The organism is Marivirga tractuosa, from assembly GCF_042140215.1.
In the GTDB taxonomy this organism is placed as follows: domain Bacteria; phylum Bacteroidota; class Bacteroidia; order Cytophagales; family Cyclobacteriaceae; genus Marivirga; species Marivirga tractuosa_A.
In genome coordinates this window covers 910,920-923,787 of record NZ_CP159478.1, presented here as the reverse complement: position 1 = coordinate 923,787, position 12,868 = coordinate 910,920, and the positions used below count along the sequence as shown (strand labels likewise).

The following is a 12,868-nucleotide window of genomic DNA, read 5'->3' as shown; positions in this document are numbered from 1 at the left end:
TTAACATACAGACAATTATCTGGTAAACTACTCTAGTTTAATTCTAGCTACTTTTGCATTATAAATTTAATAAGAGTAAATCATGAATATCAAACTAGGAGTTTTAACTATCGCACTTGTATTTATCTCAAGCTTGCTGATGGCTCAAAAAGGAACGATCAGAGGTAAAGTTATTGATAACAAAACAGGTGAAGAAATGATTGGCGTTTCCGTGGTTATTGATGGAACAGCCAATGGTGCAGCTACAGATCTTGAGGGAGCTTTCTCCTTTAATGCAGATCCAGGAACCTACGATCTTAAAATTTCTTTTATTTCATTTGAGACAAAAATAATCAGCGGTATCGAAGTAATACCTGATGAAGTTACTGCAATAGGAACGATTAGATTAGGTGAATCTGTCGAACAAATGCAAGAAGTTGTAGTAAAGGCTAAAGCTATTAGGGAAACTGAAGCAGCGCTACTTACAGTCAAAAAGAAGTCCGCTAACATTATGGACGGCATATCTTCTGAAACATTCAAATTAATCGGTGACTCCCACGCTGCCACAGCTGTAAAACGTGTTTCTGGAGTATCTATCCAAGATGGACAATATGTTTTTGTTAGAGGTTTAGGAGACAGATATACTAAGACCACTTTAAACAGAATGAATATACCAGGACTTGATCCTGATAAAAATGCTGTTCAAATGGATATATTTCCTACTAGCTTAATTAACAATATTATTGTCTATAAGTCATTTACTCCAGAATTAAACGCTGATTTCGTTGGAGGAACAGTTGATATAGAATTAAAAGATTTCCCATCAGAAAAGACTTCTAGTTTTTCATTTAGTACCACCTATAATCCTTCAATGCATTTTCAATCAGACTTTAGAAGTTATCAAGGTGGCGGTTTAGATTTTTTAGGAATTGATGACGGAACAAGGGATCTACCTTATAATGCTAAATTAGATGGTGGAAAATTGCAAAGTACAATTCCGACTGATGAACAAAGTATCCGCTTTCTAAGTGACGTAACCAGAAGATTCGATTCAAACATGGCTGCAGATGTTTATGGTAATAATCTACCGGATATGAGTGCTTCATACTCAAGAGGGAATCAATTTGACATCAACACCTATAAATTAGGCTATAATGTAGCTATAAATTACAATAAAAGTACAAGTCACTATCAAAATGCAATTGACGGATACTACTTAAGACCTCAAGATGCTGATGAGTTTGAATTGATTTCGGATAATATTTACGAAGGGTCTTTGAGCTCAAGAGATACAAGATTAAGTGGTTTGGCAGGTTTATCATTAAAAACTGATGCCTCAAAATACTCTCTTAAAGTATTAAGAATACAAAACGGTATTTCAAGAGCGGGGCAAAGGACCAGGACAGCTTCTTTAACAAATTCATATACTGCCTTTTTAAACAACTTAGAGTATACAGAGAGGATCATGAATAATGCGACCTTAAACGGTACTCATAGCTTTAACAGAGGAAATTTCGAAATCGATTGGATTTTAGCTTCTACTTTTTCAACTGTTGAAGACAAAGACGTAAGAATCACTCCTTTCACAGTAGCTGATGATGAAGGAAACCTAGCTATCCAATCACAAGAAGGTGGAGAATCACAAAGAATCTGGCGTTTACTTGATGAGCAAAACTACAGTGGAAGAGTTGATTTCAAAAAAGGTTTCGATATCAATGGTAATGAATCTAAATTCAATTTTGGTTTTAGTGAAGACTTTAAACAAAGAGATTACGAAATTCAAGATTTTGGCGTTGATTTCTTTGGTAGCCAAAACCTACTGGAACTTGATGGAGATGCAGACAGAATATTTTTACCTGAGAATATAATTGGTGAAGAAGAAGGAATAGATGACTCTCGATTTGGCACCTATGTTGGAACGAGATTTACACCGAGTAATGCATTCAACGGAAGTATTAATATTATTGGTGCATATGTGAGCAGCGAACTAGTTTTTACTGATGAGATTAAAGCAATAGTCGGAGTTAGATCAGAGAAATACGATCAGTTCTTTACTGGTCAAAACCAAAATGGCTCAAGAGTTTTTGAAGACGAGAACGTTTTATCATCATTGAAGCTTTTTCCATCTTTAAACTTGACTTACTCACCATTCGAAAATACAAATTTAAGAGCGTCATATTCCAAAACAGTAGCAAGACCATCATTTAAAGAAAAATCTACTTTAGAAATTCCTGATGTATTAACAGGTTTAACTTTCATAGGTAATATAGACCTTATCGAAACAGATATTGATAATTTAGACTTGAGATACGAAATGTTTATGAGTAGAGGGCAAACCGTTTCAGTAGGGGTATTCTATAAGAGATTTGTGAATCCTATTGAACTGGTTAGAGACGATATTCAATCTGACAACGTCAGACCTCAAAATGTAGGTGATGGTCAAATAATGGGTGCAGAATTTGAACTAAGAAAGAACTTAGCTTTTATTACACCAGCTTTACAAAATTTCTTATTCAAAGGTAATTTTACTTATGCAAATTCATTTATCGAAAGGAACGAAACGGAGGCAGAAGGCACCAAAAATGGTTTAAGAACTGGAGAAGAGTATTCTGATAGAAGAGATTTCTTGGGACAACCTCCTTATATTGCCAATGTAGGAATAGATTATGTAGATTTTGAGTCTGGTTTTGAATCAAGTTTAGCATATAATGTGCAGGGACCTACTCTAGCAATCGTTGGCGTTAACAGAACGCCAAGTACCTATACAGTTCCATTCCATAGCTTGAACTTCAATGTAAGTAAAGCCTTTGGTATCGATGGTAAGAACAAAATTGGAGTTAGGGTAGATAATATTTTAGGAGACGTTCAGGAAAGAGTTTTTAGTTCCTTCAATGCTGAAGATCAAATTGAATTCAGCAGAAACCCTGGCAGATCTTTCCGGATTAAGTATTCAAGAAGATTTTAAGTTTAGGTTGACTTATTTAATTATAAAAAAGCTTCTGAGGCAACTCGGAAGCTTTTTTTCATTAAGATAAAACAAAAACCCGCAAGGCCAATCTGAACCTTGCGGGTTTTTATTGAAATACACTATCTCTTTATTATTTCTCCAACTGATAAGCTACCACCTTATTCTTAAAAAAGGTAGGCACGTAAACGATCATCTTCTCAGCATTTAAACCGATATCGGCAGTTTGAGATTCTTCTGCTTTAGTGTCTAATAACAAAGTAGCTTTATTACCAGCCACATGATAAATTTCTCCCTGCCATCTGCTGGCAATATAAGTTTCATCATTTAGCATGGTTAAACCGTCTCCACCTGTTACGGAATCATTCACCATAGAGAATTTATTTTTGCTTAAATCATAAGCCCTCAATCCCTTTTTGTCCAACGTCATTAAATGATCTCCTTTGCTTAATAAGCCATTTACACCTTCAACTCCTTCAGCTACGGTTGATAATTCTCCATTTTCAATTTTGTGAATCAAGCCTAAGCCCATATCCGAGATGTAAACTGCACTTGAAGAAGTGGTGATATCATTTAAGAATTCAGCTTTTTCTGGAGTGAATTCTTTAGCTACTTCACCAGTTTCCAAGTCAATGGCTACCACTCTATCGATATCGGTCACATAAAGATGGCCATCAAAAATGCCCATTCCTTTTGGTGCATTTAATCCAGTAGCCCATTTTAATTCCTCAACGCTCCCATCAAGGTTTAAAATAGAGATAAATCCTTCACCGTTTTTATCCAATGGCTGACCATTAATGTTTGACACAAACAATCTGCTTCCTTCTCCATCAAATAAAACAGATTCACAAGTAGTCATCACAGTGTCTGTTTCCCATAATTTCACCAATTTAGGATCTGCTGATTGTTCTACAACCTCTTTTTCTTGTGTTTCTTCTTCTTGATTTTCTTTTTTAGCGGGTTGGCATGCAAAAATTAGCAATGCAAAACCCAGTACGAATACTGTATTTTTCATAGTTTTTTGTGTTGGTTTGTTATAAAGATACAAAACTGATTGCAATCGCAAGTGTTTCAGTATTTTGATAAGATGTTTTTGAATAAGGTCGCCCCTTATGGGGCTTTGGTAATGTGAAGTCGGTAGAATTACCATAAGGTCGTCCATACTGGACTTAAAGGCAGATTCAATAAGCTATCTTTCCAGTTTTGGTATCTTGTCTAAAATTATGAGTTGAAATGCCTGATGCATTCCATAGGTTTTAGGTAAAAACACCTAAAATTGGGGATTGGGGGCTATAATAGCATTTATTTTTGCTTAGCGTCTCCTATATATTTTAAAACATGCCTCAAAGCTGCTTTTCTTATATCTTTTTCACGGACTTCTGAATGTCTGTGTAAGACAAATTGAAATTTAAGAGAAGTGAAATTTTCATTGATTTTGATAATTCTTAATACATAACTATCATCTTTAATATATTTATGGTATTCACTCAGTGCATCAATTATATGTTTTTCAACAGCTGCCACATCTGTAGCAAGCTCATTTTTTAAATCAAAGTCAAAACTTACTTTCCGAATTGATCTTTTGGTATAGTTAAAGATTTGAGAAGTGAAGACCATTGAATTTGGAATATAAATTAAATCCTCATCATCATTCACAATATGCATGTTCACCAAAGTGATATCGGTCACTTTACCTTTTACCTCCCCTATTTTAATCTCATCACCAATCATCACCTCCTCCGAAAACATGATCAACATACCATTAATCATGTTAGCAATATAGTCTTTAGATAAAATGGCAATTGCTGCTGCTACAATACTTAAGGAAGTAATTAGATTGATTGGATCGATATTAAAGAGGAGTAGAATAGCCCCAATTAGCACAAAAGTGTGCAAGATATTGGCAATATGATCTATCCCTAAAATAAAATTGCTTTTAACCCCTTTGGATAATTTGTGCTTTTGTTGATAATAAAAAACGACTGCTAGCCTAATAAAAGAAATCCATAAGTCTGCATAAAGGTAAAGCCTTAATGCTTTGAGATAGTGTTCCGGAATACCAAATGCCAGAATCTGATTTCTGAAATTATCTATGGCGAAAAGAGCAGCAATAAAGACTATCGCTTTAACCAAAAACCAAATTCTTTTCTTTCGCTCTAGATTAATGGTAGGGGTAATAGATTTTTTGTTCATATGACAAAGTTATAACAATCTAATAAGACTATAAGTAGGTGCTCTCAGCTTCATCCCTTATTTTTGTAAAAATATTTTACAAATTAAAGATGATAGATAAGAAAAGAAACCCTTGGCACGATATCCATTACGGAGATGAGGTGCCTGAGTATGTGAATGCCGTAATTGAAATTTCTAAAGGCAGCAAGGGTAAATTTGAGTTGGACAAAGAAACAGGATACTTAATGTTGGACAGAGTGCTATTTAGTTCTGTTCACTATCCGGCAAATTATGGTTTTATTCCTCAGACCTATTGCGATGATAAAGATCCATTGGACATAATGGTGATTACTTCTATTGAATTACCACCGCTATGCATGGTAAAAGCAAAGGTTTTGGGTGTAATGAAAATGATTGATCAAGGAGAAGCCGATGATAAAATCATTGCAGTTGCGGCTAATGATATGTCCGTAAATCATATGAATGATATTAATGACTTACCTCCACACACCTCCAAAGAAATGCAAAGATTCTTTGAGGATTATAAACAACTTGAAAACAAAAAAGTGGTAGTAGAGGATTTCTTTGATAAAAAGGAAGCTCACAAAGTAATTCAAGAAAGTATTGAACTTTATGATAAAACTTTTAGAAAATAAAGGCTTTTTGTATTACTCTAAAAACATTAAAGGCTGTCTAAATCTCAATTAGTCAGCCTTTTCTTTTAGCATTCATTTAATTACATTACAGAATCAAAAAAATCAACTACGTATTTAGCAACTTTATTATGTATTTCTTTTCTATCGATGGATTTATCATCCTTAAAAATCATAGGAGCATTTCTTTTTAATCCATTTTTTGCTTGATTCATAAAAATATAATGTCCGACTTCTCCCTCTAGTTCAACATATTCTGAGCCCTCTATCAAATTGGCATAATGCTTTGCATTCGTAACTACTGGTGTCCTATTGTCATTATTTGCCCCAATTAATAGTACAGGGTTTTGAATATTAGAAAATTGCTCTTTTTTCTTGAACCCTTGTCCAATTGCAGGTGCCATAGCGACAAATGCTTTTATTCTATCGTCTTTAAGATTTTTGTAATCGGTATTTCCTATTTCAATTAATTCTGGGGTTATTAATTTTGAAACATCTCCCAATTCTGGTAAATCGAACTCGTCTTTTCCTTCTTCGGTATTCGAGAATTCCTTGAGTAGATTGTAATCTATTTCTCCACCTGCTAGAGCAATTGATGTATAACCACCAAATGAAAAACCTGCCATTCCGATTTTTGTTGTGTCGATGATAGAATTGAAATTCGGATTACTCAAAATGGCATCAAGTGTAAAACTTATATCTAATGGCCTGTCCCAGCCTTTAACAAAGTTTTCTGGGATTTTATTGTCCAGTGTATTCCCATAGTGATCAACTGCCACTACAACATAGCCATTTCCTACTAATTCACAGGCCAGCCACATTTGACTTATCCTATTCCCACCTGTACCGTGTGAAAGTAAAACCAAAGGAAATTTTTCAGAAATTAAATCTGCATCTCTTGATGTTGGGGGAAGTTTAAAAGGATATTGAGTTGTTATGTTAGCTTTAGTTGTGTCTTTTGTTGGATACCAAATCTCCACTTTAATTGGCCGCTTTCTTTCATTGTCCTTCAGGTTTAAAGTCGTTTGTCCAATGTTGAAATCATGGATTTCCAGGAAATCTTGATGGCTTAATTGTTTAAAGTCGTCATTTGGTCCACAAGAAATAAGGGTAATTATAAATACTCCTAGTATTAAAAATATTTTATAGTTCATGCTTCTTTATTCGAATTTTAGATAATAAATCCCGAAAATCGTCAAAAAACTTTATTAATTGTTGGAAATTAGGGTTATAATCACGCCATGACTAATATTTGCAGAATTAGCGATTAACTTTAAATAAAAAAGCCATAGCATGATTAAGGATTCAAAGGAATCTAGAATTTTGATGGTTACATTTTGGATACTTTCCCTCCAGAACCTGTATTCGCATCCACTATTGCTGGCTTGCCACCGTACGTAATTTTTCCTGATGAAGAAGCTTTGGCGATTAATTTCTCTTGAACATTAAGCTCTATTCTTCCAGATGAACTTGCTGCTAAATCAGCATTTTCACAGCTGAATTCGGAAGCATCAATTCTTCCTGAACTACTTACTTGTGCCTCAAAATTATCTGCATTGCCATCTAAATTAAATCGGCAAGAACTGCTTACTTGGGTTTCTATATTAACAGCTTGTGCTGATAAAGCAATACGTGCAGAACTAGAGCCTGACACTTCAATATTGTTGGCTTTTACATTCAAGTCCATTCTTGCGGAGCTTGACCCTTTAATCTCCAAATTATTGGCTTCAATTAAATCATCAGACATCATTCTGGATGAACTACTGGCTTTTAAGCTTTCTAGCTCCTGAAAATATACAATTACCTCCACTTCAATATTTCTAAAAATTTTGTTGGATTCCATCTCGATCTTCAAATTGCCATTTTTCACATCAGTAACTACATCTTCCAATTCACCAGTTGTGCTTACTTCTACTTTTGGTTCACTGCCTTGTTTCAATGTGACTCTAATACTTTGAGAAGATGAAACAGATGTAAAATCTGATAAAGCGCGGGTTTCCGTTTCTTGTGATTGTACTTGACAAGCAAAAAGAGCAAGGATAAAGACTAATACTAAATTTTTCATGTTTTTATGGGTTAGTTTCTCAGTAAAGATGCGAGAAAAGTGAAGAGGTTGCATTAGGATAAAAAAATATTTTAGATACCTCTCTTTAAAACAAGAGCATAAAAAAAGCACAGCAAATTACTTTTACTGTGCTTTGTAATTTTTATATAACTCGATATTTAGAATTTATTCAATACTTTGTTAACTTCAGAATCTGGATTTGCGCACTTTTCTCCAGGTTGTTTACCACAAAAACTGCAAGCTTCGCCCTCTTTATTCAAAAATGGACTCTGAGATGCACAAGTTCCTTTGAATTCTCCATTTTTTATAAATATCAATCTAACTGACATTAAAATAAAAAACGCTCCAATTAATCCGATTGCTAATAAAAAAGTAGTCATATTTTTAATTTTAAGGGCAATTTAGCTGCCCTGATAATCCATTCACAAATTTAACATTCTATTTTCATAACGCCTACTAAGAAAGCAAAGTTTCTTAACTTGTGCTTTTCTCAATTCCATTACATTAACAATATGAAAGAAGTCCAAAAATACCCAGACGCAAGAAGAGAAGAGAAACTGCAAGCTTTTGACAGACTGCTCACTATCATGGATCAGCTTCGAAATTTATGTCCATGGGATAAAAAGCAAACCATTGAAAGCATACGTCACTTGACTATAGAAGAAACCTTTGAATTATCGGATGCTATTCTGGAAAATGATTTGGAAGAAATCAGAAAAGAGTTGGGCGATATTATGCTCCATATGGTTTTTTATGCTCGTATGGCAGATGAGCAAAAAGCTTTTGACATGGCCGATGTACTCAATGGGATTTCGGATAAATTGATCAACCGCCATCCTCATATCTATTCAGATGTGGAAGCCAATGATGAACAAGCAGTAAAAGAAAACTGGGAGAAAATTAAACTAAAGGAAAAAGGCAATAAATCCGTATTGGGTGGTGTTCCGAAATCTTTACCAGCATTGATTAAATCTATTCGAATACAAGAAAAAGCCAGGGGCGTGGGTTTTGATTGGGATAAAAAAGAGCAGGTTTGGGGAAAAGTAGAGGAAGAAATTCAAGAATTTAAAACAGAGGAAGAAGCAGGCAATCAGGAAAAAGCTACTGAGGAATTTGGTGATTTGATGTTTAGCTTGATTAATTATGCGCGCTTTGCTGGAATTAATCCTGAAGAGGCACTAGAAAAAACCAATAAGAAATTCATAAAGCGATTTAATTACTTAGAAGCGGAAAGCAAAAAAGAAGGCAAACAAATTTCAGAAATGAGTCTAGAGGAAATGGATGTTTATTGGGAAAAGGCTAAGAAACTATAAAAAAATTGGCACGAGCTGGGAAGCTCGCACCCAATGCCGTTAAGTTAAGTCAATACTCCAACATGCTAACTAATGAAAAGTATTAAGGATTAGGTATTTAAAAATATCTCAGCTCTTAGTCTGACGGTTGGAATCGTCTGACCGATAATTGAAGATATCACTTTTTAAAAATTCATTAATATTGGTCAGACGCTGGGAATCTCGTATTAAATTTTCAGTGAATGGGATAATTCAGCATTTCAAATCTATTTTACAAAAGCGTCAGAGCGAATTCCCGTCACCATTTCAATGAAAGTCTAAGGATGAGGCTTAATAAAATCTTAACTTAAAGACATTGTGCTTGCGCCAGCGAGATGGGAAATTTACACTAGCGAGGTATTAAACTATTCTGAGTCCAGTCATAATACCAAAGCTTACCTGTTTACGGCCCATCGGGGCCTAATTATGGTAACTGAAACTGTGTGGCCAATCTCAAGCTCCGTAGGAGCGACCTTATCGCCTACATGCTTTCAATATAACCTAAATACATTTACTCTCCTAATATAAGGTCGTTCCTACAGAACTATTGTAATTTATCTTGATTACAGTTACCGTAAGTTCGTTCCGATGGAACTTTGGGAAAACTTTTGAGTATTTATGGTAAGAGTATTGTGGAGAATAATCCCAGCTCATATCAGCGGAGGTCTAAAAGTGAACCAAACTTAAGCCACTTTTCAAGATATTCAATTTTTTAAGCCATAATTAAACCCTTCTAATAGAATAATTCCCATTTAAATCCTAAATCCGTTAAAATTCCACCCCAAAACATTTTCATATTTGTATTTTTTCATAAATTTGGATTTAAATCAAACCTAATTTTATGGAATTATCATTTTTACCATCTATTCAGGGTCTATTTTTACCCTTATTAGCAGCTAATCTTGGAAGCACCGCTACGGAAGCTTCAGAAATCAACCTAGAGATTTTAACTGTAAATAATTTATGGATGATGCTCTGCATTGCTCTGGTATTCATCATGCATTTAGGCTTTGCCTGTGTAGAGGCTGGATTTACCCAATCAAAAAATACGGTGAATATTCTTTTCAAGAATACTTTAACTCCTGCCATTGGATTAGTTTCCTATACTATAATTGGCTTTAATCTAATGTATCCTGAATTTGCAGACGGCCCAGGTTGGTTTGATTTCAACGGTTTTTTCCTAGATGATTTCGCGGGTTTAGATTATAATCAAAATTATACCTATTGGACAGATTTCTTATTTCAAGCTATGTTTGCTGCTACAGCAGCAACTATAGTTTCTGGTGCAGTAGCAGAAAGGATTAAAATTTCAGCTTATTTCATTTTCACCATCATATTTGTTGGCTTTGTTTATCCAGCCATAGGAAGTTGGCAATGGGGCGGTGGTGCTTTAGATGCCATGGGCTTTTACGATTTTGCAGGTTCGACTTTGGTTCATTCCGTTGGCGGATGGGGTGCTTTGGCCGGCATTATAGTTTTAGGCCCAAGAATAGGGAAATATGTAAACGGGAAAGTAGTTGATAAAGAAGGCTCTAGCGTGCCACTTGCAACTATTGGTGTATTTTTGCTATGGTTTGGCTGGTTTGGGTTTAATGGTGGCTCTGTGCTTTCTGCAGAACCTCAGGCCACTTCTTTAGTCATAATGAATACATCTCTAGCGGCAGCAGCTGGTGCCTTAGGAGGCTTTGTAATGGGCTATCTCACCTTCAAAAGATTAGACTTGGGGATGGTCACTTAATGGAACCTTAGCTGGATTGGTCGGAATTACGGCCGGAGCGGATTTAATGACTCCAGGTTTATCGCTATTAATTGGATTTATAGCCGGAAACTTGGTGGTACTTTCAGCTATTGGACTAGATAAATTGAAATTAGATGATGCAGTTGGTGCGGTTTCTGTTCACCTGACCTGTGGAATTTTTGGAACTTTAGCAGTAGGTGTATTTGGAGCAAAAGCCGGTTGGGACCAATTCTTAAATCAATTAATTGGAGTGGCTGTTTGTGGTGCTGCTGCATTCGGATGTGCCATCATCTTGTTTTATTTGTTGAAGAGAATTATCGGATTGAGAGTTTCCAAAGAACATGAAGAACAAGGATTAGATAGTCATGAACATGGGATTAGGGGTTATACCATTACTTATGAATAGCCAAATAAAAATAGCAAAGCCTAAACTTTGACAGTAAAAGTTTAGGCTTTGCTAAATAAATTTCTGTAAATAGCCTTCCATTTCCAATTGAATAGCTTTTGCTGCTGCCCCAGCTGACTGTGCAAAATCTTTATCTGTTGAGGAGTAAATAATTCCTCTTGAAGAATTTACTAGCAACCCACCATTTTCATTCAAACCATATTTTGAAAGCTCTTCCAAATCACCACCTTGAGCACCTACACCTGGCACCAACAAAAAGTGGTTAGGAACTGATTTTCGGATTTCTTGGAATTCTTTTGAGCGGGTAGCTCCCACTACATACATCAGGTTTTCTTTCGTTCCCCAGTTTTGAGAAACTTCCAATACTTTTTGATAAAGTGTCTCCCCGGATTTCAATTCTTCAAACTGAAAATCTTTCCCGCCTTCATTGGAAGTTAATGCAAGCAAGATTACCCATTTATCTTCAAATTCTAGAAAAGGCTCAACGGAGTCACTGCCCATATATGGAGCTACAGTGATGGAATCGAAATTCATCTGTTCAAAAAATGCTTTTGCGTACATTTTGGAGGTATTGCCAATATCGCCTCTTTTGGCATCTGCTATCGTAAAAACATCTTTCGGTAGGTATTCTATAGTCTTTTGTAAGCTTTCCCAACCTTTTATGCCCAGAGCCTCATAAAATGCAATATTGGGCTTGTAAGCCACAGCATAATCAATCGTAGCATCAATAATCTGCTTATTGAATTCGAAAATAGGGTCTTTCTCTTTTAAAAGATGTTGTGGGATTTTGTTGATATCCGTATCCAAGCCAACACAAAGATAGCTTGACTTAGTTTTAATTTGGCGGGAGAGTTTCTGGTAGTTCATAAATGATAAAAACCCACAAGGTATTGAAAACCTTGTGGATTTAAATTAAAAATTATCTAAAATCTAAAACTTCAATATCTGGATAATCAGATGGATCAAAAGTAAAGTCCTCGTCCGTTAGAGAACTATCTTCTTTAAAATTGGTCACTTCATAATTGAAAATATTTCCTGCTCTATCGAATATCGTCCATTTGTCCAATAAATTGGTTTTCTTGTCTATTTTCAATCTGATTTTGTAAAATGACTCATCCTTATCTTCTGGAACCAAATCAATTACATGATATTGAGCTGTACCCTCTCCAGCCATGTACAAATATTTATAGCCTTCTTGATAAGCCTTATAAATTTTACTAGGATTCATCTCACCAGCTTCTTCATCATAATCATTGATGGTCACTTCGTTGGCATCCCTAAGATAAGTCCAGACTGTTTCGTTATTATTAACGATTAATTGCCCTGCAACATCTGCCTTAAATTTATCACCACTCACTACGATTTCTCCTTTGAAAGTATCGGTGATATCTTCCATTTTATTCTCTAGCGTTTGGGTAAAAGTAGCAGTAAAGCCTGTTATATTACTGTATTTAGTACTCATTTTATCCAAGATTTCTTTCGCTTTTGGATCATTTTGTGCGAGTGCGGTAATGCTATAAATACATAGCATCATAATTATTGTGATTTTTCTCATGTCT

At 35.2% G+C, this 12,868-nt stretch carries 10 protein-coding genes and 1 pseudogene; 4 read left to right on the top strand and 7 right to left on the bottom strand.

Annotated elements, in window-relative coordinates; genetic code table 11:
- Nucleotides 1-82 precede the first annotated feature (82 nt).
- Entirely contained in the window at nucleotides 83-2,944 is a 2,862-nt protein-coding gene (locus ABWH96_RS04190) for a TonB-dependent receptor domain-containing protein (protein WP_375580244.1), read from the top strand.
- A 133-nt stretch (nucleotides 2,945-3,077) separates the two neighbouring features.
- Here ABWH96_RS04190 and ABWH96_RS04185 read toward each other — a convergent pair whose 3' ends face one another.
- Nucleotides 3,078-3,959 carry an SMP-30/gluconolactonase/LRE family protein gene (locus ABWH96_RS04185; protein ID WP_375580243.1) on the bottom strand — a complete coding sequence of 294 codons (882 nt, stop codon included), beginning with the start codon at nucleotides 3,957-3,959 and terminating at the stop codon, nucleotides 3,078-3,080.
- 287 nt (nucleotides 3,960-4,246) lie between these two features.
- Nucleotides 4,247-5,137 (bottom strand): mechanosensitive ion channel family protein, encoded by an 891-nt coding sequence (locus ABWH96_RS04180; protein WP_375580242.1) that lies wholly within the window; start codon nucleotides 5,135-5,137, stop codon nucleotides 4,247-4,249.
- Between the two features lie 89 nt (nucleotides 5,138-5,226).
- Here ABWH96_RS04180 and ABWH96_RS04175 point away from each other — a divergent pair, with 89 nt between their 5' ends.
- Nucleotides 5,227-5,772, top strand: coding sequence for an inorganic diphosphatase (locus ABWH96_RS04175; RefSeq protein ID WP_375580241.1), 546 nt, complete (start codon nucleotides 5,227-5,229; stop codon nucleotides 5,770-5,772).
- Between the two features lie 80 nt (nucleotides 5,773-5,852).
- Here ABWH96_RS04175 and ABWH96_RS04170 read toward each other — a convergent pair whose 3' ends face one another.
- The 3 genes from ABWH96_RS04170 to ABWH96_RS04160 form a co-directional block, all read right to left on the bottom strand.
- On the bottom strand, nucleotides 5,853-6,923 hold the full coding sequence (locus ABWH96_RS04170) for an alpha/beta hydrolase family protein (RefSeq protein ID WP_375580240.1): 1,071 nt from the start codon (nucleotides 6,921-6,923) through the stop codon (nucleotides 5,853-5,855).
- 176 nt (nucleotides 6,924-7,099) lie between these two features.
- Entirely contained in the window at nucleotides 7,100-7,834 is a 735-nt protein-coding gene (locus ABWH96_RS04165; RefSeq protein ID WP_375580239.1) for a head GIN domain-containing protein, read from the bottom strand.
- A 158-nt stretch (nucleotides 7,835-7,992) separates the two neighbouring features.
- Complete coding sequence (locus ABWH96_RS04160) at nucleotides 7,993-8,214, bottom strand: hypothetical protein (protein ID WP_375580238.1); 222 nt, start codon at nucleotides 8,212-8,214, stop codon at nucleotides 7,993-7,995.
- 132 nt (nucleotides 8,215-8,346) lie between these two features.
- On the opposite strand from ABWH96_RS04160, the gene mazG reads away from it, so the two are divergent.
- Both mazG and ABWH96_RS04150 read left to right on the top strand, forming a co-directional pair.
- A complete protein-coding gene (mazG, locus tag ABWH96_RS04155) occupies nucleotides 8,347-9,147 on the top strand; it encodes a nucleoside triphosphate pyrophosphohydrolase (protein ID WP_375580237.1) in 801 nt (266 codons plus the stop codon).
- Nucleotides 9,148-10,006: 859 nt separating this feature from the next.
- Nucleotides 10,007-11,309: pseudogene (locus ABWH96_RS04150) on the top strand (ammonium transporter).
- Nucleotides 11,310-11,360: 51 nt separating this feature from the next.
- On the opposite strand, the gene pyrF reads toward ABWH96_RS04150, so the two are convergent.
- Together pyrF and ABWH96_RS04140 are read right to left on the bottom strand one after the other, a co-directional pair.
- Nucleotides 11,361-12,176, bottom strand: a complete 816-nt coding sequence (gene pyrF, locus ABWH96_RS04145; protein ID WP_375580236.1) for an orotidine-5'-phosphate decarboxylase — start codon at nucleotides 12,174-12,176, stop codon at nucleotides 11,361-11,363.
- Between the two features lie 52 nt (nucleotides 12,177-12,228).
- Complete coding sequence (locus tag ABWH96_RS04140) at nucleotides 12,229-12,864, bottom strand: outer membrane lipoprotein carrier protein LolA (protein WP_375580235.1); 636 nt, start codon at nucleotides 12,862-12,864, stop codon at nucleotides 12,229-12,231.
- Between the last annotated feature and the right edge of the window lie 4 nt (nucleotides 12,865-12,868).